A 24,163-nucleotide genomic window follows, 5' to 3' on the forward strand; every position below is an offset into this window, starting at 1 on the left:
CTTACTCCACATGGACGGAAGTCAACGTCCGGCTTTCCGTATCGGTCAGATGAACGGCGCAGGCGAGACAGGGATCGAAGGAATGAACGACGCGCAGGATCTCCAGCGGCTGTTTCAGATCAGCAACCGGCACGCCTTTAAGCGATGATTCATAGGCGCCGATATTCCCCTGACTGTCCCGGGGTGAGGCGTTCCATGTCGTTGGGACAACGGCCTGATAATTTTTCGTTTTACCATTTTCAATCTCAATCCAGTGACCGAGCGCGCCACGCGGTGCCTCGCTGGTCCCGGCACCAAAAGCATGCTTCGGCCAGGACTTCGGTTCCCACTTCGTCTTATCGAACGTGGTCTGGTCTCCATTTTTAATATTCTGAATCAAACTGTTGAAATCCTCACGCATCCATCCGACGATCATGCCGGCGTCGAGACCTCTGGCCACCGTGCGTCCAAGTGCGGAGTGCAGGGCAGTAAGCGGAAGGCCCAGTTTTTTTAACGTGTCATCAACAATCGGTCTGTAATCCCCTTTATCTGCCGCATAGCCGACGATCATCCGGGCAAGCGGACCGGTTTCCATCGGCTGCCCTCTCCAGCGCGGCGCCTTGATCCAGCTGTACTTCTCATTCGTGTTCAGGTGCTCATACGGCGGCTTCGGGCCTGTATAATTCAGCTCGGTCGACCCTTTCCACGGATGCCGGCTTCCGGTTTGCGATCCGCCGTAGGTGTACCAGGCATGATCGATTCCTTCGGTAATCTGCTTCGGATCGTGCAGATCGACATCCTGAATGTCGTTCATGTTTCCGTTCATGATGATTCCTCTCGGCACGCGGTACAGCCGGGTATCACGGATGTCCCCTGTTGAAAAATCACCGTAGCACAGATAGTTCCGCAGCCCGCCGCCGATTTCAGCACTGCCCCAGTCTTTATAATAAGAACCGATAGCCAAAAGATCAGGCAGGTAAACCTGATGAATGAACTGATCGGCCTGCGTGATCAGCTGATCGATCTGCTGCAGACGTTCTGAATGAATTCCGTTATCCATATTGATGTCAAGCGGCGTCGCCATACCGCCGACCAGATAGTGCGGGTGCGGGTTCTTCCCGCCCAGAATCGTCTGGATCTTCACGATCTCCTTCTGCCAGTCCAGAGCTTCCAGATAGTGAGCGACAGCCAGCAGATTGACCTCCGGAGGCAACTTATAGGCGGGGTGCCCCCAGTAGCCATTGGCGAAAACACCCAGTTGTCCGCTGTCAGCCACTTTTTTGATTTTATCCTGAACACTCTTAAAATAGCCGGGTGAGGAATTCGGCCAGGCGGAAATGGACTGAGCAATCCGGCTTGTCTCTTTCGGATCTGCTTTCAGAATGCTTAGCGCATCCACCCAGTCAAAAGCGTGCAGGTGGTAGAAATGGACCACGTGATCATGCAGGTTGAGGGTGCCGTTCATGATATTTCTGATCAGGCTGGCATTCTTCGGCACGCGGATGTCCAGTGCATCTTCCACAGCGCGAATGCTTGCCAGTGCGTGTGACGACGTACAGACACCGCAGATTCGCTGGACATAGCCCCAGACATCGCGCGGATCCCTGTTTCGGACCACCAGTTCAATCCCGCGAATGGCTGTTCCGGAACTGAATGCATCGGTGATCTTTCCATTCTGAACATCTGCTTCAATCCTCAGATGTCCTTCGATCCGGGTGACCGGATCGACAACGACTCGTTTACTCATTCTGATCACCTTTATTTTCTGACTTCTTCTGATGGTGCTTTACTGCGGCCGTAATGCCCGCATGAGCACCCACGCCGACAACAGCAGCACCGGTCAGCGCAGCACCCCATTTTTCCGGATTGATTGTCGTTTGAGTCAGCGGTATTTTGGCGTGACGCGTGTAAAACGGTCCATTATCCCAGAAATCAGCTTCGGAACAGCCGATACATGGGTTGCCTGACTGAATCGGATAACTGACGCCGCCGTTCCAGCGCAGTTCCGCGCAGGCATTATATGTCGTCGGACCCTTGCACCCTAATTTATACAGACAATATCCGGCTTTGAGATTCGGATCGTCAAACGACTCGGCAAACAGTCCGGCGTCAAAGTAAGCCCTGCGGTTGCATTTATCATGGATCCGATGACGGTAAAAGGCTTTCGGACGACCGAGTGAATCCGTTTCCGGCAATTGATCAAACGTCACGATATGTGCCAGCACACCGGTCATGACTTCTGCAATCGGCGGGCACCCGGGGACACGAATAATCGGAATGCCGCTGAGAACGGCAGAAATCGGCCGGGCACCTGTCGGATTCGGTTTGGCTTTGGCAATGCCGCCCCAGGATGCACACGTACCAAATGCCAGTACGGCTTTTGCATTTTCCGCCGCTTCCCGGAGCAGATCTTCACCCGATCGGCCGCCGATAGTCAGATAACCGGCCTGTTCCGGTACACTTCCTTCAACGACCAGCACATATTCACCCTTGTTTTTTTTCAATACGTTCTGTTCTGCCGCCTCAGTCTGAAACCCGGCTGCTGCGGTCAGCAGTTCCATATATTCCAGAGAAATCATGTTGAATATAACACTCTCAACTTTTGGATAAGATGACCTGATAAATGATTCCGAACAACCGGTGCAATCCTGCATCTGCAGCCAGATCACCGGAATACGTTTCTTGTTCTCCAAAGCATGTACGACTTTATCGGTTTTCGAGAATTCCAGTCCCATCGTCGCTGCAAGAGCTGCGCATATTTTTAAAAAGGTACGTCGTGAATAGCCTTTTTGTAAAACGCTTTCATAAATGGTTGGTTCCCCTGACGTCATACCGCTGCCTCCCCCTGTCCCGTTTTTAATACATATTCCTGTCAGAAATTTTAAAAATCTTTTTCAAAGTATGTGATCAATGTTACTGATCGGATTAATAATAGACAAATATAATTCAAATATCTATGACTTATATCACAGACATTTTGTTTTTCTTTTTTATATAGCCTCAGATAAGTGACAGAATTGTGGAGAGAAGCTATGGAAAAACCTGCCGACTGTTGGGCCACAGGAATGAAAAAAAGAAAGTCCATGATACAGACTTTCTCACAGCCAGGTTTCACAAAATTATTTGAAAAGCGCCGGGAAAAGATGAACCTCCCCACCCAGGTGCGATGCCCAGGAAATGATGGCGATGCCGGCAATGAGGGCAACTACATAGATGCCCTGCCCTTTCAGAATAATTTTTGCCCGGTCAGCTTTGAAAAAGAAAACGGAACGGACCGCACTGAGCAGAATAAAGAAACCCATCGTGATCAGGCCAAACAGTTCATGTGCCTGTAATGCCGTCTCGTCATAAACTCTTGGCGGATTCAGTGTTGGCATGGCAGCTGCACGCATGTAACCCGAAATGACCGTACCGATGATGGCCACCGTGCCGAGAATCAGGAAGTAATACCCCATTCTTTTGAAATCCTCCGCATAGTTCTTATTTCTTCCGACCATGGCAATTATATCGGCAATAAATCCGGAAATGATCAATGGCACCGTAAACTGGAGCAGAGCAAAATGCGAGAAGCGATAAACCTTGAATTGTGTGAATACCAGCAGAATCCCGGCAAAAGCAGCGACAAGATAGAAAATATGATCACTAATGTCTTTCTTCAGTTTCCAAACAAAATAGCAGCGGATAAAACTGAGAAAAATGGCATAGCTGGTCACGAAAACGGCTTTTGATGCGTGGACAATGATTGGTGCACCGACGCCAAGCATCTGTGCAGCAATAAATCCGGACAGTACAGTAATGATCGACATAAATGTACCAAACAGCAAAGTGAGGAATCCTGCTTTGTGCAACAGGTCGTGCGCTTTACTTCTCTTCCAGATTGCTGCGATCAGATCAAGGACAAAACTGAGAATCAGCAGAGCAATAGGAAAATGCAAAACAAGGAAATGCAACGTATTAAACAAATTAGGACTCATGATCTCTCCCCCTCAGATAAACAGAATAGCTTTTTTATTTTTTATCTGTCTTGCAGGGATAATCATAGTTTTTCTCAGGCGCTGTGACTTTGCATATCTGACGCTTTTTTTTGCGCATTTGCCACAAATCAGGCATTCGTGGTCAATAGTGTGGATGATGATAATAGTTCTCATTCATCCTGCAGGTAGACTCCCACCTCAAGGTAATGAGGAGAGCATCGTTTGGCTGCCCGTCATCTGCAACCGGGAGTTATTCTGTTTCGGTATGCTTTCGGGGTAATTCCTGCACATTTTTTAAATGTCCGGTTAAAATGGCTGATGTCATCGAACCCGACATCATGGGCCACCTCAATAATTTTTTTGTCAGAAGTACCCAGTATATCCTTTGCCGCATTAATTCTGATTCTATTTCGATAGTCGATAAACGTCCGTCCGGTTACCTTCTTAAACCGGGCTGTGAATGCAGACTGACTCATCCCACACATTTCAGCGATCTGCCCCAGAGTCAGATTCAGTTTATAATGCTGTCTGATAAAGAGTGTTAGATCTTTGATGATGTTCTTCGTGTTTCCGGCAGAGTGATTTTCCTTCCCTTTTTTTTCTGACCACCTGCCCAAATATAGAAACATTTCCGTCAACAGCATGCGAACCATACAATGATAAGCCCAGGGTTTCTGGTTGTACTCGGCCATCATCCGGTCTATGAGTACAGTAAATTCTATCTGTTCCTCGGGATTTAAAGAAATATGAGATGGAAATGACTCGTTGCTGCTGTAATGAGGATCGATGAAATAAGGGTCAATAAATGGTGTCGCATGATTCAGTGACGACCATTCCCGGCTAAGCAGCTTCTGATGAAACATGATCCGGCAGACGCGAAGGAAACCTTGAGATTGAACACGATACGCATGCACTTTCCCGGGCTGGATAATGAAGACATCTCCCCGTGCAACGTCTGAAATGGAACCGTTGTAATTATGTATGCCTCTGCCTTCCGCAAAATAAATGACTTCGGAAAAAGCATGAGTATGAGGATGAATCATTTCCGTCTGATGAAGATTTTCAATGCTGATTTGAAAGGGAAATTTAAAGTCTTCAATATGTAAATGCCGCATATTTGCCTTTTTATTCTCGGCCAATAAAATCATCCTCTGTTTTCCGATCTATATTGTGAGAATAACATGAAAGAGACAGGTGAACAACCATTCTGTAAAGAAAAACCTGCCGACTGTTGGGCTACAGGAGCCACCAGAGACGCAGTCTTTCTGAACCTTTTTTCGCAAAAAAACGGACTCCGCAATATGCGAAGCCCGTTTTTTACAAATTCTGCTCATCCTTATTTGATATTGTAGAAGGAATCGTTGCCGAGATACTGAGCGGCACCGTTGAGTCCGTCCTCAATTCTGATGAGCTGGTTGTATTTCGCAATACGGTCTGTTCTGGCGAGAGAACCGGTTTTAATTTCACCGGCGTTTGTAGCCACAACGATATCGGCTATCGAAGTGTCTTCCGTTTCACCTGACCGGTGTGAAACAACAGCCGTGTAACCGGCCTTCTGAGCCATTTCGATCGCATTCAGTGTTTCCGTCAATGTACCAATCTGGTTGACTTTAATCAGGATCGAGTTAGCCACACCAAGGTCGATACCTTTCTTCAGGTAGTCGGTGTTGGTGACGAACAGATCATCGCCGACAAGCTGTACCTTGTGACCGAGTGCTTTGGTCAGTTTCTGCCAGCCTTCCCAGTCGTTTTCATCCAGGCCGTCTTCGATTGAGACGATCGGGAATTTCTCAACGAGGTCAGCGTAGTATTGAATCATTTCATCAGTTGTTCTGACGACGCCTTCACCCTTGAAGTTGTACTTGCCATTTTCATACAGTTCGGACGAAGCCGGGTCAATGGCAAGTTTCACATCATCGCCCGGTTTGTAGCCGGCTTTTCTAATAGCTTCGACGATCGTTTCAAGCACTTCTTCATTGTTCTTCAGGTTCGGAGCAAAACCGCCTTCATCACCGACAGCGGTCATGTGGCCCTTAGCAGCCAGAACGGATTTCAGTGCGTGGTAAACTTCTGCACCAATCCGAACAGCTTCTTTCAGCGTCTCAGCACCAACAGGCATAATCATAAATTCCTGGAAGTCAACACTGTTGTCTGCGTGCTTGCCACCATTGAGGATGTTCATCATCGGGGTCGGCAACACTTTCGCATTGACACCGCCAAGATAGCGATACAGCGGAATACCGAGTTCATCGGCAGCTGCATTTGCTGCGGCAAGAGAAACACCAAGAATCGCATTGGCACCCAGTTTACCCTTATTTTCCGTACCATCGAGATCAATCATCGCCTGGTCGAGGGCTACCTGTTCGGAAACTTCCATACCGACAACCTTAGGAGCAATAACGTCGTTAACATTTTTTACAGCCTTCAGGACACCTTTACCGCCAAAACGGTTTTTGTCTCCGTCGCGAAGTTCAACGGCTTCGTGTTCGCCGGTTGAGGCACCGCTCGGCACGAGTGCGCGGCCAAAACCGCCGAGGTCCGTGTAAAGTTCTACTTCAACCGTCGGATTGCCACGAGAGTCGAGGACTTCACGGGCATAAACATCAGTAATCTGAGACATCTGTTCATCTCTCCTCATATTTCTATAATCATCAGCCGCTGTCCGAATCCGCACAATGTCCGGACAAAGCACAGATTCAGATATACAGCTTATGTTCCATTCACTTTCAATTTTGCAGAATCAGCCCTTTGCTCCTTCAAGCAGAGCAAGGAATGATTCAGGCTGCAGGCTGGCACCGCCGACCAGTGCCCCGTCGATATCCGACTGATTCAGGAAACTGGCGATGTTCGCCGGTTTTACACTGCCGCCGTACTGGATCCGTACTTCCTCAGCAGTGGCTTCGCCGTACAATCCGGCAATCGTGGCACGGATGAAGTGACAAACTTCATTAGCGTCTTCTGCAGACGCGGATTTTCCGGTGCCGATTGCCCAGATCGGTTCGTAAGCAACAACAACACTCGGTGCCTGGTCGGCAGGCACGCCTTCGAATGCCTTTGTTACCTGCTTTTTAATCACAGCCTGCCATCTTCCGCCTTCGCGTTCGTCGAGCGATTCACCGACACAGAAGATAGGGAGAAGATGATGAGCCAGTGAGGCAAGCACCTTTTTATTTACTGTTTCATCGGTTTCAGCAAAGTAAGCTCTGCGTTCAGAGTGACCGATGATCACGTAGTCAACACCCAGATCTTCCAGCATAACCGGGCTGACTTCTCCGGTAAAGGCACCGGAATTTTCAAAGTGTACATTCTCTGCTCCGATCTTCAGATCAGAGCCTTTCGCATCGGCAACGATCCGGTCAAGTGCAATAAAAGGCGCAGCAACAACGGAATCAACGAGGTCCGGTGATGGAACCTTATCCTTGACCGCTTCAACAAATGCATGTGCTTCTTTTACTGTCTTGTTCATCTTCCAGTTGCCGGCAATAATCGGTTTCCGTGACATAACAGACACTCATCCTTTCTTGCGGTTATCGTATTATTCAGCGTCATCCAGAGCAGCAACGCCAGGAAGTACTTTGCCTTCCATCAGCTCAAGGGATGCCCCGCCGCCTGTCGAGATATGGCTCATCTTATCGGCGAGATGGAACTTTTCAACAGCTGCAGCAGAATCTCCGCCGCCGATGATCGTCGTTGCGTCGGTAGCTTCAGCGAGGGCCTTGGCCACTGCTTCGGTACCTTTTGCGAACGGATCCATTTCAAAGACGCCCATCGGTCCGTTCCAGACCACGAGTTTCGATTTTTTGATGGCGTCCGCATAGAGGGCAACCGTCTTCGGTCCGATATCAACGCCGAGCCATCCGTCAGGAATCTTGTCGATATCAACCGTATCAACGTTAGCAGTTTCCTTGAACTCATCAGCAATTACGGTGTCAACAGGTGTCAGGAAATTGACGCCCTTTTCTTTTGCAGCTTCCATGAATTTCTTTGCCAGATCCAGTTTATCTGCATCAAGCAATGATTTACCGATGCCATAGCCCTGAGCCTTTACAAAGGTATAGGAAAGTCCGCCGCCGACAATCAGATTATCGACTTTGTCCAGCAGATTTTCGATGACACCGATTTTATCAGTAACTTTGGCACCGCCGATAATAGCTGTGAAAGGATGTTTCGGATGATCAAGAGAAGCAGCCATGACCGTGAGTTCTTTCTCCATGAGGAAGCCTGCAACGGCCGGCAGATAGTTTGCGATACCCTCAGTTGAGGCATGTGCACGGTGTGCAGAACCGAACGCGTCGTTGACGTAAACATCAGCGAGTGCGGCAAAAGCCTTGGCCAGTTCCGGATCGTTTTTCTTTTCACCCTTTTCAAAACGCACGTTTTCAAGCAGAAGGACGTCACCGTCATTCAATTTGGCAACTGCAGCTTCCACTTCCGGTCCGACAACCTCATCGGTCTTGGCAACCGGTTTGCCAAGCAGTTCACTCAGCCGTTCAGCTACCGGATTCATCCGGAGGGATTCTTTGTTTTCAGGAGTAGGACGACCAAGGTGTGAAGCAAGAATCACTTTTGCACCGTTTTCAATCAGGTACTTGATCGTCGGCAGTGCCGCACGGATACGTGTATCATCCGTTACAGTTGTACCGCTCAGCGGAACGTTGAAGTCAACGCGGCAAAAAACTTTTTTGCCTTTAACATCAATGTCGCGGATGGTCTTTTTTGCCATGTTAAAACCCTCTTTCCACTTAATTGACGGGGACGGAGCAGCATCCTGAAGGGATCCTGTCCCGTTACTCATCATGATAAAATAGCGGAAACAACAATGCTGTTTCCGCTATTCAGGTTCTATTCAGGAATCGCTTTTCTAACTTATTTAGTCAGCTTAGCGAAGTATTCCAGAGTTCTTACAAGCTGAGAAGTATAGGACATTTCATTGTCGTACCATGCAACAACCTGAACGAGCTGCTTGCCGTCAACATCGAGGATCTTCGTCTGAGTAGCATCGAACAGTGAGCCGTAAGTAATGCCGATAACATCAGAAGATACGATTGGATCTTCGTTGTAGCCAAGTGTTTCGTTTGCAGCAGCTTTAACCGCTTCGTTGATTTCTTCAACTGAAGTTCTCTTAGCCAGAGTTGCATAAAGCAAGGTGACAGAACCGGATTTAACAGGAACACGCTGAGCGGATCCGTCGAATTTGCCCTTCAGTTCAGGAATAACAAGGGCAACTGCCTTTGCTGCACCGGATGAAGCCGGGACGATGTTTTCAGCAGCGGCACGGGCACGGCGCAGATCGCCTTTTCTGTGCGGGCCGTCAAGTGTCATCTGGTCACCGGTATAAGCGTGAACCGTAGTCATCAGGCCTTTTTCAATACCGAATTTATCATTCAGAACTTTAGCTACAGGAGCCAGAGAGTTGGTTGTGCAGGATGCACCGGAAATAACTGTTTCAGAACCGTCCAGTGTATCATGGTTAACGTTGTATACGATCGTCTTCAGATCGCCCTTTGCAGGAGCGGAGATAACGACTTTCTTAGCGCCGCCCTTGAGGTGAGCTTCTGCTTTGTCTTTGGAGGTAAAGAAGCCTGTGCATTCAAGAACGATGTCAACGCCAAGTTCGCCCCATGGCAACTGTGCCGGATCAGGATTTGCGAGAACTTTTACTTTCTTGCCGTTAACAACGAAGTAGCCTTCTTCAACTTTAACTTCGCCGTTGAAACGGCCCTGAGTCGTATCATATTTCAGAAGGTTTGCGAGCATTGCCGGATCTGTCAGGTCGTTAACTGCAACAACTTCAAGCCCCGGAACATCCTGAATTCTTCTGAAAGCGAGACGACCGATACGTCCGAATCCGTTAATACCAACTTTTACTGTCATTCGAGAATGACCTCCTAGAATAATTTAGAATTTTGTTAAAATCTCTTGCGCGGCGCCCTCATCCGTAATCAATACGGAATCCGGACCCCTTCTGAAATAAGCCTTAATTGCCTCAGCCTTAGACCTGCCACCGGCTACGGCAATGACCGACCGCGCCCCGAATAGGTCTTCCCATTGAAGGCCTATCGTCTGAACCTTGTGGATCACACGGCCTGTCTGATCAAAGAAATACCCAAAAGCCTCAGCCACAGCGTGTTCCGCACTGACCTTTCTGAGAATATCGGCACCGGAATGACGGCGGATGGCCATCGATCTGGCATCGCCGATCCCGTGTACGATAATGGTCGCCCGGTGAATCAGCTGCAGCACCCGGTGAATACTGGGCTCTTCCATCAGGCTGTGATAAGATTCGTCACTGAGCTGGTCGGGAACATGGAGCAGATGATAGCGTCCTTCAGCTTTCTCGGCCATTTTTGCACAGATCGTGTTTGCCTGATTTTCCACCTTTTCACCAAGGCCGCCCCTGGCAGACACGAACAGAATATCCTGATGTGTCTTTTTCAGCGGGTGCATCATTTCTGCAGCTGCCGCAAGGGTGGAGCCCCCGGTAACCGCAATGATGTTCTCACCGTCCAGGCTATGTTCAATCTCCCGGACGCAGGCGAGCCCAATCTCACTTTTGACCAACGCGTACTGATCACTGTCGCCCGAAACAATTACTGCCCGGGAGACCCCTAAGGCGTCCTCCAGGTTTTTCTCCATCTCTTTCAGTCCCGAAACGTTCTTCATGACGTTACCCAGTTGTTTTACAAGGGCCTCACCATGATCTGTCAGATGCATGCCGCTTGACGCCATATGAATCAGGCCCTGCTGACTGAGAAACGTCACCTCTCCGCGCAGCACGCGCTCTGTCATCCCAAGATGGGAGGACAGGCTGCGTCTGCCGATGGGCTGAAGAAAGAATAAAGACTGGAGAATACGGTAGCGGCTGGACATTATGTCTAAGACATCAGGGATGAGCTTTTTCTGAAGATCAAGCAAATGTTCCACAGCGTCCCCCTCGATCAGCCAACACGGCCTGAAAATGTCCCACATAGTCATTTCATGTCCCATCTGCTCCACGTTTCATGTTATCAACTTTCAACATGGTTTTCAAGCAAAAAAATGTAAATCTTTTGTGTGATCCATGCATTGACGTAGAATTGTCACATCTGACAGAAAAGCCGACAGTCATGGATTTATTGCACTATTCCAACTATCTGCAAATTCGGAATTAAATCTGCACCTCCATCGTTTCAGACCTTCTTCATCTGACGATATTCATATTAAGTATTTCCTTTTTCGTCAAAAAAAAACATAAAAAAATTTCGCCCGGACGCCTTCTTTTCAGGCGATACAGGGACTTATTATGTCCATCAAATGGCTTATGGACGTCTCCTGTCTTACCTCTTTCTTCTCAGGATGGTCGACCCGATACCACTGGCCTCACGATATTTGGCCACCGTCCTCCGGCTCAGCCGGTAACCGCTTTCGCTAATGCGGCGGGCGAGCTCCTGGTCAGAATACGGTTTACCCGGATCCTCTTCATCAATCAGGGCTTTAATCCGGCTGATAATCTGGTGAGAGGAAATCTCCTGTCTGTTTTTCTTCATCGGCCGGACAAAAAATGTTTTTATTGGAAACAGCCCATACGGCGTCTGCAGATATTTATTGGCAACCGCACGACTGATTGTGGATTCATTGACTGACATCGCCTGTGCAGCTTCTTTCATCATAAATGGACGGAGCGTGCCCATGTCTCCGGTTCTAAAGAAGTCGGCCTGTTTATCAACCAGCAGGGTAGAAAGCTGCAAGACCGTCTTTTTTCTTCTTGACAGACCATTAAGCAGCCACTGGGCTTCTGCCTTCTTTTGCTTCAGATAGCGCTTTGTTTCCCGGTCAGCCTGCGTCATATACGCCCTGTAGACACCGGTTTCCAGAGTAATTTTTGGCAGCAGCCGGTCTTCCAGTTCACAAACGAGTCCGTTCTCCGTCCGGCGCACGACAACATCCGGAAAAACATACGGTGTCTGCTGACCCGTATGATCATGAACAGGTGCGGGATCAAGGGTACGAATCAGCGCCACCGCTTCCTTGACCTGCTTTTCACTGATTCCGAGTTTGCCCGCCAGCTCCTGCCAGCTTCCGGAAAGAAAATAATCGCTGAAGTCAGAAATAATCTTTTCGGCCAGAGGACTGCGCGGCTCCATTCTCTCCAGCTGAAGTCTGAGACACTCCTGCAGGGTACGCGCACCCACTCCTGCCGGCTCCAGGGTCTGCACAACCTGAAGTGCCTGTTCAGCCAGATCCGAATCCATCCCGAAACGATCCAGAATCTCTGCCGGATTTTCCGTCAGATAACCGTTCTGATCAAGACAGTCGATGAGAAGATCTGCTGCAGCGATGCCGTTCTTGCTGAGTGAGAGCTGATGAAGGTCCATATGAAGCTGATCACGAAAACTGCCGGGGCTCTGTACCGTTTCCTCAATGACATCCGTTGTACTCCGGGCTTCTTCCCCTGCAACCGAATGCGCAGGGGTATAGCCGAAGTCTGTTTCCCCGACATGCAGAAGCGGATTACCCGTTGCCTTTTCTTTAATATAGTCGGACAACTGTTCATGGTTAAACTGAAGCAGGGTCACAGACTGGAAGAGTGCCGGCGTCAGTTTCTGCTTCAGCGACTGATTTTGTACAAGAGCCAGGCCCATCACGCTCACCTCCCTGATCTTTATTATATCAGGGAAGCGATGAAATGACTACGCTTTCATGAATGATTTTTGTCGTTTCTGATCGAAATCGAACGAAAAAAGCGGGTAAAGAAGCTCCACTCCCGGCATCGGCTGAACCTTTGTCCGTGACCCTGTAACTAAAAAACTTCAGCCGGATTTCGGCTGAAGCCAGGTCCTTCAGAAATATTTCTTTTTCCAGAAAAACAGTGCCGCAATGCCTGAGATGGAAACAGCCATGACCAGCGGTATCACATACGCATGGCGAATGCTCGCCCACGGGATATCAACATTCATGCCGTACAGACTGAACACCATCGTCGGGATGGAAAGCACAATCGTAATGGTGGTCAGAAACTTCATGACCACGTTGACATTGTTCGAAATGACGGAAGCATACGCATCCATCATCCCGCTCAGGATATTACTGTGCACTTCCGACATTTCAATAGCCTGTTTGATTTCGATGATCACATCTTCCAGTAAATCCTGATCGTCCTCATACATCCTCAGGAAACGCTGCTTCGTCATTTTTTCCATCACGATACTATTTGATTTCAATGAAGTTGTAAAATAGACGAGCGTTTTTTCCAGACTCAGCAGATCGAATAATTCCTTATTTCGCATCGATTCATGCAGTTCCCGTTCAATAGCGGCCGTCCTCCGGTCAATTGTGCGCAGATATCTCAGATAATATCTTGCGATCGCGTAGAGGATCTGCAGAGTAAAACGTGTTTTTTTATAAGTGAAAAAATTTTTGATTTTATTATTGATAAAATCCTCGACAACCGGGTTGCTCTGCAGGCAGACGGTGACAAAGTAAAGCGGTGTGACAATGATACCAAGCGGGATCGTATCATAAGGAGCCGAATCTGACTCATCCTGCACCAGCACAGGAAAATCAACGATAATCAGCACCGTATCGTCTTCCTTTTCAATTCGGGACCGTTCATCATCATCCAGTGAGTCACGGATGAAGTCCGATGGAATGCCGGTTCCCTTAACAACCTTACCTACTTCAAATTCCGAGGGCCGGGTGAGGTTGATCCAGCACCCTTTGGCCAGTTCATCTTTCTGTACCAGATTATCCTGTTCATCTGTTAAATAAATATCAATCATGATGCCACCTCCTCATTTTTGAGGAAGCTTTCAGTTACCCGACCGGCAGGGATAATGGATCAATTAACGAATGCCGGTATTCAGCTGGTATGAAAGCTTCCCTCTGCCATCCTGGGCCGGGGTTCGGCCTGGGCGAACTGTCGGAACTCATTCAATGATCATCTCCCTGCACCTTTCGGGGTTATTTTTGGCTGTCGAAAACGTTTCAGCAGACATTCTTAATAATACATGTGCGAAGCAAATAAAACAAATAAAGTGATGTGTCAATCTTTTGAAAATCTACCCTGTCAAAAAAAAGATCTGACCGCTGCTTTCGGGCAGCAATCAGATTCTGTGTCTGTCTTTTCTTTAGCAATGCGGCCTTGGGAAGCAGGGTTTGCCGCACTGCACATCAAAATGGCGTTCATCGCATGTATGGGAAACCGACTGTGGGTAAAAATGCTGGTGCTCATAAACAAAATGCGTTCTGATCTGTGTGTGCATAGGATGGATATGCCGGACAACAACCGGTTTATAAACGTCTGTCACATTGACGGACTGTGGATCAAAAAATGATCCACCCTGTGTCGGCGGGCAGTGTAGTGGTTTCCCGTGAGTCACAGGACCCGTAGCCGGAGACATCGCTCCCGGATGCATGCCCATCCCTCCAACCGGGGATTTTCCAGCTGGACTCATCACCGGCATGTTCCCGCATTTTCCCTTTGACGCAGGTGAAGCGGCAGGTTTGTTCACTGGTTTCATTTCCGGTTTCATAACAGGGTATTTATTCTCGTGATGTGCATAAGGATTGACCGGCATCGGGTGTTGATTCGAATAAGGCGAGACCTCCATGATTTTTCCTCCTCATCGATTTGAATACACTTATAGCCTATGAACCGGGGATTTGCCTTGCCTGGTATGAATACCCAGTTTTCCGTGATCTGATAAAAATAGGCATTCGATTCTGACGGGCAGCTGCCTTCCCCCCTTTTTTTCTGCTCCTGAGAAGAAATAACCTTTTTTTATACTTGCAAAAAAAGTCGGTATCGCTTAAAATAGACAATTGTCAGCAGTAGAAATTCGGTTATGCGCTCGTAGCTCAGCTGGACAGAGCAATGGTTTCCGGTACCATGTGTCGGGGGTTCGAATCCCTTCGAGCGCATTTTATTTCAGGAGATCAGCCATCGGGTATATGGCTGATCTTTTTATTTATACTATAAGGAAAGTACAAATTTTGTCAGGTTACAGGATCAGACTGAACTCCGGCAACTCGCCTCCCGGCAAATTTTCTTCAGTATACCCCTGCTTCCCGCGAAACTCCCTCTTTGGCAGGATCAGCTTGCCTGATCGCCGTTTTCGTGTAAAAGAGCCTTTTAGGATGTGGGGAACCCCTTGTGTCAGAGGGGATGATCAGGAGTTTTGAAGTGATCTTCTGCCAAAACAGGGGCAAATCTAAAGTCGCAGGGTCAAAAATAAGGAAGGAGAGTACCCGGGATCCACTCTTGTCGGTTGGGGATCAGGTTCGTGCATGATCAGATGAATAGGCGGAAAAATTCCGCTTACTTAAGAAATTCGATCTAAAAACAGTTAAAATAGACGGAGAGATTCCGCTTATTGACTGGAGAAATGGAAAATGGAGCTTTTTTCCTGGCATAATCGGAAAATTTCCGATTATATACACTCGGAAAGATTTCCGTTCTGCCCCTAACCGGAAAATATCCGCTTATTTTCCTTTTTGCTCTCAGGACAAAACATCTGATGACAAGTTAAGTGAGATGAAAACCCCTGCAAGATGGAAGATAGTCTGCGGCAGCCTCGAAAAGGATCACAAACCGCTGAAGAAGATTTGCCCGGCCAGGAGGGCAAACCTTTGGCAATCTGGTAAAGTTGCACCCCTTAGATTGGCGCGAAAAAAAATGAACATCGTCAAAAGCCCAAAATATTTGACCTATATTGACCATTACGGTATGATTGATTCTGGTTAAAGAAAGTCACACACTTGATTGAATGGAGGTCAGTATCATGCCTTTAATACCGACAGTTATTGAACAGACAAACCGTGGTGAGCGTGCTTACGACATTTATTCCCGGCTGCTGAAGGACCGAATCATCATGCTGGGAACAGCTATTGATGATAATGTGGCAAATGCTGTAGTCGCTCAGTTGCTGTTTCTTGCTGCTGAAGATTCCGAAAAAGATATTTCGCTTTACATTAACAGCCCTGGTGGATCAATTACCGCAGGGATGGCGATCTATGATACGATGCAGTACGTCAAACCCAATGTTTCCACAATCTGCATCGGGATGGCGGCATCCATGGGCAGTTTCCTGCTGACAGCAGGAGAGAAAGGGAAACGTTTCGCCCTTCCGAACAGTGAAATCATGATTCACCAGCCGCTCGGCGGCATGCAGGGACAGGCATCGGACATGGAAATTCATGCCAAACGGATTCTGAAAATCCGTGAGAAGCTGAATCATATCTATTCCGAACGGACCGGACAGCCTTATGAAGTCATTGCGCGGGATACGGACCGCGACAACTTCATGTCAGCTGAAGATGCTAAAAAATATGGTCTGATCGATGAGATTCTGACGACGTCCCGATAAAGAAGGCAAAAAAAGGAAACCCGGAATACAGCTTACAGGCTGCATTCCGGGTTTTTTACTTATACTCAGGCCGTCTCGCTTATCTCGCCTGTCTCTGATAACATCAATCAGCTGGGGCTCCTGCGGGCAGTGATCGCCCAGCCGGGCATGTTTATGTACCCTCCCTGAGGGGTACAGCCCGTTCCTGAAGGATAACGCTTACAAAACAAGCCGCAATAAAATATTATCCCCTCTGATTTTCAATAAAAGATGACAGGGTGTCCAGCGCTTCCTGTTCATCCGGCCCATCCGCCGCGAGGACGATCTCTTCACCGAAAGCCGGAGCGACGCTCATGACGCCCATAATGCTTTTTACATTGGCGACCTTCCCGTCTTTCTCAAGTGTCACGTGCGAATGAAAACGTCCGGCTTCCTGGACAAAAAGCGCTGCCGGGCGGGCCTGAAGACCTTCCCGCAACTGAACGGTGACCCTTTTGTTCACCATATGCTTTCCCCCCTTTCATTTATTTCTGCCCTTGTCTGATTCTGTTTGCAATGGTATCCAGTTTCCTGAAACGGTGGTTGATTCCTGATTTGCTGATCGGTTCGCCGAGCAATTCACCCAGTTCTTTCAGTGTAATATCCGGATGCTTGAGACGGAGCTCAGCGATTTCACGCAGTTTATGCGGAAGCTCATCCAGACCGATGCTCTTTTCAATCAGACGGATATTCTCCGTCTGACGTATGGCTGCCCCAACCGTTTTATTCAGATTTGCTGTTTCACAGTTAACCAGACGATTGACGGAGTTACGCATATCTTTCACGATCCGGATGTCTTCAAAGTAGAAGAGTGCCCGGTTCGCTCCGATGATGCTCAGAAAATCGGTAATCTTCTCGCCTTCTTTCATATAAATAATATACCCGTTTTTTCTTGGGAGTACTTTGACATTCAGTTCGAATGTATTCATCAGTTTAGCCAAAGAACGGATATGATCTTCATAATTTGAGAAAATTTCCAGATGATAGGAAGATTCCGGATGATTCAGCGAGCCTCCTGCCAGAAAAGCACCGCGCAGATACGATCTGCGGCAGCATTTCTGCTTAACCAGATCCGGAGCAATTTCTCTGGTAAACTGTCCCTGGTCGTCGATAATCTCCAGATCCCGCAGAAACGGACGGGCCGACTCTTTCAGTCTGACAATATAAACATTATTCTTTTTCAGTCGCATTTTTCTACGGACAAGGATCTCAATCTGGTAATGATAGACCTGCTTGATCAGACGGTAGATGCGTCGGGATATCGCTGCATTTTCCGTTGCAATGTCCAGTTCAACGCGTTTGCTGCGAATGGTGATAAATCCATTCATTCGCGTCAGAGCGGCAAGTTCTGCTCTGGCGCAGCAATCCTTAACTTCAAGCATGGTCAGCTCTTTTTTTGTATCTGCAGCGAATGACATCGGCAGTCCTCCCGCAACTTTAACTTATTCCCCGGAAAACAAAGTCATCAGAAGCTGCGCAATCGCCGCTTCGTTATGTCGTATGACCCCACCTGTCGTCCGGATCACAGGCGCACTGATCACTCTCAGGCCCTCTGCTTCCAGCTTATCACGGTCAACGGAAACCGGTTCTGCCTTTTCAGCAGCATAACGCTTCAGGATATCCGGCGCAATCGGTTGATTGTTTACGATAATCGTATCAAGAAAAGGGGCGCCCACATGCTGATTCATCACGGCCACATGATCCGATGCAGAAAATCCATCCGTCTCCCCCATCTGGGTCATCACATTACACACATATACTTTTTGCGCTTTTGACCGGGCAATCTCTCCGGCCAGTCCAGGTACGAGCAGGTTAGGTAACACACTTGTATAAAGACTCCCTGGTCCGAGCGTAATCAGATCAGCTTCCCTGATCGCTTTGACGCTTTCCGGCAGCGGCCGTATATGATCCGGTTTTAAAAAGACCTTTTTGATCTTTTTTTTAACCTTTGGAATGCTGGACTCACCTTCAACGATCGTTCCGTCATGCATCACTGCTCCGAGAATGATGCTCTGATCGGCCGCCGGGAGGACTTCTCCATGTACATTCAGAATGTGGCTCATTTCCCTGACTCCCTTAACGAAGTCGCCGGTGATCGAAGTCAGTGCGGCGATCAGGAGATTCCCCAGAGAATGGCCGTTCAGCCCGCTCTCTGTCTTAAAGCGGTGCTGAAGCAGCTTTTCAAATATCGGTTCTACGTCAGACAACGAAACGAGCACATTGCGGATGTCGCCAGGAGGCGGAATGCGCAGTTCGTTCCGGAGCATACCACTGCTTCCGCCGTCATCTGCAACAGTTACAATCGCCGTAATATCTACGGGATAATGCTTCAGGCCACGGAGCACAGCAGGCAGTCCTGTACCCCCGCCGATCGCGACAACTTTTTTTCGTACCGTCATGGTCTCAACTATCCTCTCTTAATGTCCCGGTGCGACACACTCGTCGGATAGTCAGCTGAAAGAGTCTTGCCAAGCCATTCCGTCAGAGCTACCGAGCGATGTTTCCCGCCCGTACAGCCTATGGCGATCACCAGCTGCCCCTTCCCTTCCCGTTTATACTGAGGCAGCATAAAGTGCAGCAAATCAGTTAATTTCTTTAGAAACTGCCGGGTCTCTGTCCACTTAAGCACATACTCCGAGATATCCGCATCCAGACCCGTCCGGTCACGCATATGTCTGACATAATACGGATTGGGCAGAAAGCGGACGTCAAACACAAGATCCGCATCGATCGGAAGACCATATTTAAATCCAAACGAAAGCAGGTTCACGCGAAAAGATGCACTTTCCGAACCAAATTCACTGATGATCCGGTCGCGAAGCTGCCGTGCAGACAAATCGGTTGTATCAATATAGTACTGTGCCAGCCCTTTAACCTCTTCAAGTTTCTCCCGTTCACGCCGGATACCGTCTATCGGCCGACTCTGCGGCGACATCGGATGGGATCGGCGTGTCTCTTTATACCTTCTGACGAGTGTCTGATCTTTCGCATCCAGAAATAAAATTTTAGGTCTGATTTTATCTAACCTGCTTAACGCGTCCAGTGATGAAAACAATGAATCGAAAAATTCCCGCCCGCGCAGATCCATAACCAGAGCCACTTTGTTTAATTTATCCGAGTCCGAATCCTGAATCAAATCAATAAATTTCGGCATCAGGGTTGGAGGCAGATTATCAATACAGAAATAACCCAGATCCTCGAAAATCCGTGTCGCAACAGTCTTTCCGGCACCGGACATTCCTGTTATAATCACCACTTGAATGTCTTTCATCCATGATCCTTCCCATCGCCTCTGAATTTCGGAAATGCTGAGTCATCAGGACTCCTGTCACTTCTTCTTTCAGTATACTCGAAAACCCGTGAATCAGGAAGGCTTTGGAAAATGGCTGCAAAAAAAACAGCACGGAATGACTTTCGCGCCGTAAATGATTTATTAATAACAAGGGGGGTCAATTCAATTTTATGATACCCCATTTTCATTTCAGAACCGTTACATCAAGATTAAAGATGGATAATACTGGAGCTGAAAGGGCGCTTTACGACTGCGACCAAAGGCACATTGTCCAGGCGCACCTCACATCAGCTAACCGCCGAAGCATCCTTGAGTTTCTCAACATACTTCTGAGCATTATCAGCTGCAATACTTCCATCGCCGGTTGCTGTTACAATCTGGCGAAGGTCTTTCTGGCGCACGTCGCCTGCAGCGAAAATACCAGGTACGCGCGTCTCCATCTGTTCATTCGTCACAATGTATCCGTGCTCATCGGTGATGTTCAGATTCTCGACGGCTTTAGAGAGAGGATTCATCCCGACATAGATGAATACGCCGTCTACCGGGAATTCAGAATCCTCACCTGACTTCTTATTGTGCAGAACAAGGCTCGATACTTTTCCATCCTTACCTTTAATCTCTGTGCAGATGGTATTCCAGATAAAATCAACTTTTTCATTATTGAAAGCCCGGTTCTGCAGGATTTTCTGCGCACGCAATGCGTCGCGGCGGTGAATAATCGTGACACTCGAAGCAAAGCGCGTGAGATAAGTCCCTTCTTCAACCGCCGAATCGCCGCCTCCGATAACCGCCAGCTTCTTCCCCTTAAAGAAAGCACCGTCACAGACCGCACAGTAGGAAACGCCACGTCCGGCAAATTCCTTTTCACCGGGAACACCAAGTTTCCGGTACTCGGCTCCGGTTGTCACAATCACGGTACGGGCTTTATAAACCTTGCTGCCGCAGTCCACGGTTTTATATTCCTTTCCATCGCGAATCTCTTTAATGTCCCCATAAGCATATTTGGTACCAAACTTCTTGGCATGCTCAAACATCTTATTGGAAAGGTCAGGGCCCAGGATCGATTCAAACCCGGGATAATTTTCAACAGCTTCTGTGTTGGCCATCTGTCCTCCCGGAATGCCCCGTTCTACCATAATCGTTGTCATGTTTGCTCTGGCAGCATAGACCGCTGCAGTCATCCCTGCCGGACCTGCTCCGGCAATCAGGACATCATAAATTTTCTCGTCTTCGGCCAATGTATATCTCAGTCCCTTCCTGTTTTTCCATGATCAAATTGTAATCATTATTATCTGCTCATCACTTATTTTATGCTAATGAATCGAAAAACCAATGTCCAGAAAGTTGCTCAGACAGCCGCTTAATCATGCACCAGTTCCTCTTCCCATTTACGATTCAGCACCTGAGAAAGCACTCCAATATGTTTTCGAATCCTGTAAACCGTCGTCCCGGCCAGATCGGCAACCTTTTTCTGAGAAGTTTTGACACCGAATTCTTTCTCCCATAAGTAATACAGAGCTGCCGCCCAGCCCAGACTGTCTGCTTCTTTGTCCGGTCCGATCACAGAATCGACCACGGACCAGAAGCTGTAGATTTCCGGCTGCTTCATCGCTTCTTTCTCGCCGCCTGTCAGCTTTTCAACGATCCGCATGATTTCAAGGCGGCTATTCTTCATCCCTGTCTGATTTTCTTCAAGTAAGCGACCGGCAATGTCCCTGATCTGGGGCGTCGGACCTTTTCGAGCTGTATCCGCGAGCAGCTGCGCATCTCCATGATGAGAAAGATAGAAAAGTGAAAACAGCTGATAGGACAGGTTGTTCTCCCAGATTTCCTTTCGCAGCAGATCCTTCACCATAAAGTTATCTGCCGTTGATTCTTCAAACATCATATCCTGAATTTTATTGTATTTGAATGGATGGAAGGGTTTATTACTGAAATAGTCCACACGCTTCCAGTTTTTCTCCGCCTGCTTCCTGTCGCCTGAGTGAAAGGCGGCCAGCGCCAGCCAGAAGCGAAAGACCTGATCACAGTGAACCCCTCTTTTTTCCGCTATCCTGAGCCACCTGTAGGCCTTACTGTATTCACCGAGATAAAGATAGGTCGATCCGAGTTTTCCGCAGTGCTCCGGTACCATCGGATACAGGCTGTCCAGCCGGTTCAAAATCTGTTTCAGATGCGGCGTGTCCCCCTCCTGATAAAAAAAGGTCGCCATATTGCAGAGGGCATGAACGTTGCCCGGATCCTTACTCAGAACCAGGTCTGTTTCGGCAAGGGCCTGATTGATGTTTCCTGTTGAAAAATAGGCAATGGACAGGTTGTTCTGAGCCGCAAGAAAATCCGGATTCAATTTGAGAACCCGCTGAAACAGCGCTGCGGCTTCGGTAAAGCGGCCGTGCTCAAGCGCCATCCGGCCCTTTTCATGTTCTTCTACATAAGCCGGCTCATCATCGGGCAGTTCATCATCGGAAGACAGCATGTCGCACAGCTGCCTTGCTTCATCTGAAAAAGCACCGTGGGGCTCCAGCGTCATATAAAGCTTTGCCGCATCCAGCGCTTCATCGAATGCCCCCATATAGGCATAGTTATTTGCCATAAAAAAGTAGCATTCGGTCATATGTGTATCCAGCTCGCAGACCACTTTTTTGAGCAGACCGATTGAAGAATCATACTGCTCCAGTTCGGACATGATGGCGGCCTGCTGACACAGATATTCGACGTCATTCGGCCTTATTTTCAATGCGCGTTCCATATATTTGCTTGCGCGATTAAGATCTCCTTTTTCAAAACAGGTCATACCCCTCTGGTAGAAAAATTCGCCATTGGGATAAAAAGAAATCACCTGGGCCTTTTTGGGCCGGTTTGCTTCTTTCATAACTTCTTTCTGCCTCCGTAAAGCATGATTCATCACGTTCATTTCAGTATAACATACGATTAGGAAACATACCGGTGACACGTTTATTACGTTTCATTTCTGCAGCACGCTTCCCGCTTTACATGGCTGCTGAATCTTCCCGACGGACGATGTCCAGCAGGTCAATCATGGAATCAAGGAAATAATCCGGGTGAAGTCCTTCCAGAACGGAACGCTCTTTGAGTGACCAGCTGACAGCCGCTGTCCGAACATGCGCCGATGAGCCGGCAAGAATGTCCGCCGGGCTGTCACCCACCATCATCGTTTGTTCTGCTGTTGCATGAAGGCGGGCTATGGCCGTTTCAACCGGTTCAGGATCCGGCTTAAAATGTCCAACTTCATCTCCGGCAACAATCGTCGAAAAATAATCGTTCATATGGGTTAACGTTAATCCGCGTTCCACCATATCCCGCCTTTTCGTACTGACCACACCCAGATGGCACCCGGCCTTCCGGAGATTCTGAAGCGTCTCATGTACGCCCGGGAATTCCGTTACCAGCTGGTCATGATGCCGACTGTTATATTCCCGGTATACAGCAACCATCTCGCCGGCCAGGCGGGCATCCACCCGGCTGAAACTGGCATGCAGCGGCTCGCCGATAAACGGGATCAGATCCTCCTTGGTGTATTGACCTGGAAAATAGCGATCCAGTGTATATTGAAAGGACGCAAGAATCAGCCGGTTTGTATTGATTAGTGTTCCATCAAGATCGAACAGCACAGTCTGAATCACATTCAGACCCTCCCTCTGCATGTGTTGTGTTGCCCCCGGACATACTGAAGTGCCGCCTGTATTTTTCGAGCGGCACTTCCTGAATCTATCCAGCTAGTCCAGATAACGCGGACGCTTTTTATCAAATATCCGCCAATACAGAATCAGTCCGATACCGATAATGATCAGCACGACCGAGAGCCACTGGGATACCCTGAGCGTGCCAAACATCAGACTGTCTGTACGCAGTCCTTCAATCCAGGCGCGGCCGGCTGCATACAGCATCATGTATGAAACAAACACTTCGCCGCGTTTCAAATTCACACGTCTCAGGATAAGAAGCACAATAAAGACCAGAAAATCCCACACGGATTCATATAAAAAAGTCGGAACATAGTAAGAACCGTTAATCAGCATCTGATTAATAATAAAGTCGGGGAGATGGAGATTTTCCAGTGCTTCACGTGTTGTTTCAGCCCCATGTGCCTCCTGATTGATGAAGTTTCCCCAGCGTCCGATGGCCTGACCTAGAATAACGCTTGGTGCTGCGATATCCGCGACCTTCCAGAACGGCAGCCGGCGGACGGCACAGAAAACAATAGCCGTTCCCACCGCACCGATCAGGGAGCCATAAATCGCAATCCCGCCGTTCCAGATGGCGAAAATTTCCATCGGATGTTTTGAATAATAGGACCATTCAAAGATCACATAATAAAGTCGTGCAAAGATGATCGAAATCGGTGCAGCAAACAGGATCAGATCAACGTATGTATCCTGGGGCAGACCGCGTTTCCTGCCTTCCCGTATGGCGAGCAGCAGTCCGATCAATGCCGCAGCGGCAATAATGATCCCGTACCAGTATATGTGAATCGGCCCCAGCTGAATGGCGACACGATCCAAAGGCTCAATGTTCTGATCCATCTTTAGTTGTTC

At 48.3% G+C, this 24,163-nt stretch carries 21 protein-coding genes and 1 tRNA gene; 2 read left to right on the plus strand and 20 right to left on the minus strand.

Features of this window, described 5'->3' with window-relative positions; genetic code table 11:
* Position 1 precedes the first annotated feature (1 nt).
* The 12 genes from EWH91_RS03980 to EWH91_RS04035 all read right to left on the minus strand — a co-directional run bounded on the left by EWH91_RS03980 (position 2) and on the right by EWH91_RS04035 (position 14,542).
* On the minus strand, positions 2–1,726 hold the full coding sequence (locus EWH91_RS03980; RefSeq protein WP_129928728.1) for a nickel-dependent hydrogenase large subunit: 1,725 nt from the start codon (positions 1,724–1,726) through the stop codon (positions 2–4).
* On the minus strand, positions 1,719–2,810 hold the full coding sequence (locus EWH91_RS03985; RefSeq protein ID WP_129928729.1) for a hydrogenase small subunit: 1,092 nt from the start codon (positions 2,808–2,810) through the stop codon (positions 1,719–1,721). The genes EWH91_RS03980 and EWH91_RS03985 overlap by 8 nt, the downstream gene beginning before the upstream one ends.
* Positions 2,811–3,098: 288 nt before the next feature.
* On the minus strand, positions 3,099–3,953 hold the full coding sequence (locus EWH91_RS03990; RefSeq protein ID WP_240697248.1) for a DUF2231 domain-containing protein: 855 nt from the start codon (positions 3,951–3,953) through the stop codon (positions 3,099–3,101).
* A gap of 233 nt (positions 3,954–4,186) precedes the next feature.
* Entirely contained in the window at positions 4,187–5,092 is a 906-nt protein-coding gene (locus EWH91_RS03995) for an AraC family transcriptional regulator (RefSeq protein WP_240697249.1), read from the minus strand.
* A 197-nt stretch (positions 5,093–5,289) separates the two neighbouring features.
* Positions 5,290–6,573, minus strand: a complete 1,284-nt coding sequence (gene eno / locus EWH91_RS04000) for a phosphopyruvate hydratase (RefSeq protein ID WP_129928731.1) — start codon at positions 6,571–6,573, stop codon at positions 5,290–5,292.
* Between the two features lie 120 nt (positions 6,574–6,693).
* Positions 6,694–7,455: a triose-phosphate isomerase gene (gene tpiA, locus EWH91_RS04005; RefSeq protein WP_129928732.1), complete on the minus strand. Its 762-nt coding sequence runs from the start codon at positions 7,453–7,455 to the stop codon at positions 6,694–6,696.
* Positions 7,456–7,488: 33 nt separating this feature from the next.
* On the minus strand, positions 7,489–8,676 hold the full coding sequence (locus tag EWH91_RS04010) for a phosphoglycerate kinase (RefSeq protein WP_129928733.1): 1,188 nt from the start codon (positions 8,674–8,676) through the stop codon (positions 7,489–7,491).
* 143 nt (positions 8,677–8,819) lie between these two features.
* Positions 8,820–9,827 carry a type I glyceraldehyde-3-phosphate dehydrogenase gene (gap, locus tag EWH91_RS04015; protein WP_129928734.1) on the minus strand — a complete coding sequence of 336 codons (1,008 nt, stop codon included), beginning with the start codon at positions 9,825–9,827 and terminating at the stop codon, positions 8,820–8,822.
* 24 nt (positions 9,828–9,851) lie between these two features.
* Entirely contained in the window at positions 9,852–10,877 is a 1,026-nt protein-coding gene (locus EWH91_RS04020) for a sugar-binding transcriptional regulator (RefSeq protein WP_129928735.1), read from the minus strand.
* 392 nt (positions 10,878–11,269) lie between these two features.
* Positions 11,270–12,574, minus strand: coding sequence for an RNA polymerase factor sigma-54 (gene rpoN, locus EWH91_RS04025; RefSeq protein ID WP_129928736.1), 1,305 nt, complete (start codon positions 12,572–12,574; stop codon positions 11,270–11,272).
* Between the two features lie 198 nt (positions 12,575–12,772).
* Positions 12,773–13,711 (minus strand): magnesium transporter CorA family protein, encoded by a 939-nt coding sequence (locus tag EWH91_RS04030; protein ID WP_129928737.1) that lies wholly within the window; start codon positions 13,709–13,711, stop codon positions 12,773–12,775.
* Between the two features lie 348 nt (positions 13,712–14,059).
* The gene (locus tag EWH91_RS04035) at positions 14,060–14,542 is read right to left on the minus strand and encodes a CotD family spore coat protein (protein WP_129928738.1); all 483 of its coding nucleotides are present in this window, start codon (positions 14,540–14,542) and stop codon (positions 14,060–14,062) included.
* Positions 14,543–14,778: 236 nt separating this feature from the next.
* On the opposite strand from EWH91_RS04035, the gene EWH91_RS04040 reads away from it, so the two are divergent.
* Together EWH91_RS04040 and clpP are read left to right on the plus strand one after the other, a co-directional pair.
* Positions 14,779–14,852: transfer RNA gene (locus EWH91_RS04040), tRNA-Arg, on the plus strand.
* An 860-nt stretch (positions 14,853–15,712) separates the two neighbouring features.
* On the plus strand, positions 15,713–16,297 hold the full coding sequence (clpP, locus tag EWH91_RS04045; RefSeq protein WP_129928739.1) for an ATP-dependent Clp endopeptidase proteolytic subunit ClpP: 585 nt from the start codon (positions 15,713–15,715) through the stop codon (positions 16,295–16,297).
* 223 nt (positions 16,298–16,520) lie between these two features.
* On the opposite strand, the gene EWH91_RS04050 is transcribed toward clpP, so the two are convergent.
* The 8 genes from EWH91_RS04050 to lgt all read right to left on the minus strand — a co-directional run bounded on the left by EWH91_RS04050 (position 16,521) and on the right by lgt (position 24,151).
* The gene (locus EWH91_RS04050) at positions 16,521–16,781 is read right to left on the minus strand and encodes an HPr family phosphocarrier protein (RefSeq protein WP_129928740.1); all 261 of its coding nucleotides are present in this window, start codon (positions 16,779–16,781) and stop codon (positions 16,521–16,523) included.
* A gap of 19 nt (positions 16,782–16,800) precedes the next feature.
* Entirely contained in the window at positions 16,801–17,733 is a 933-nt protein-coding gene (gene whiA, locus EWH91_RS04055; protein WP_129928741.1) for a DNA-binding protein WhiA, read from the minus strand.
* Between the two features lie 24 nt (positions 17,734–17,757).
* On the minus strand, positions 17,758–18,714 hold the full coding sequence (locus EWH91_RS04060) for a gluconeogenesis factor YvcK family protein (RefSeq protein ID WP_129928742.1): 957 nt from the start codon (positions 18,712–18,714) through the stop codon (positions 17,758–17,760).
* 8 nt (positions 18,715–18,722) lie between these two features.
* Positions 18,723–19,586, minus strand: coding sequence for an RNase adapter RapZ (rapZ, locus tag EWH91_RS04065; RefSeq protein WP_129928743.1), 864 nt, complete (start codon positions 19,584–19,586; stop codon positions 18,723–18,725).
* Positions 19,587–19,894: 308 nt separating this feature from the next.
* On the minus strand, positions 19,895–20,845 hold the full coding sequence (trxB, locus tag EWH91_RS04070; protein ID WP_129928744.1) for a thioredoxin-disulfide reductase: 951 nt from the start codon (positions 20,843–20,845) through the stop codon (positions 19,895–19,897).
* Between the two features lie 122 nt (positions 20,846–20,967).
* A complete protein-coding gene (locus EWH91_RS04075) occupies positions 20,968–22,479 on the minus strand; it encodes a tetratricopeptide repeat protein (RefSeq protein ID WP_129928745.1) in 1,512 nt (503 codons plus the stop codon).
* A 118-nt stretch (positions 22,480–22,597) separates the two neighbouring features.
* Complete coding sequence (gene ppaX / locus EWH91_RS04080; protein WP_129928746.1) at positions 22,598–23,251, minus strand: pyrophosphatase PpaX; 654 nt, start codon at positions 23,249–23,251, stop codon at positions 22,598–22,600.
* Between the two features lie 93 nt (positions 23,252–23,344).
* The gene (lgt, locus tag EWH91_RS04085) at positions 23,345–24,151 is read right to left on the minus strand and encodes a prolipoprotein diacylglyceryl transferase (RefSeq protein WP_129928747.1); all 807 of its coding nucleotides are present in this window, start codon (positions 24,149–24,151) and stop codon (positions 23,345–23,347) included.
* Positions 24,152–24,163: the final 12 nt, after the last annotated feature.

The sequence above is a fragment of the Sporolactobacillus sp. THM19-2 genome (assembly GCF_004153195.1).
Classification (GTDB): Bacteria; Bacillota; Bacilli; order Bacillales; family Sporolactobacillaceae; genus Sporolactobacillus.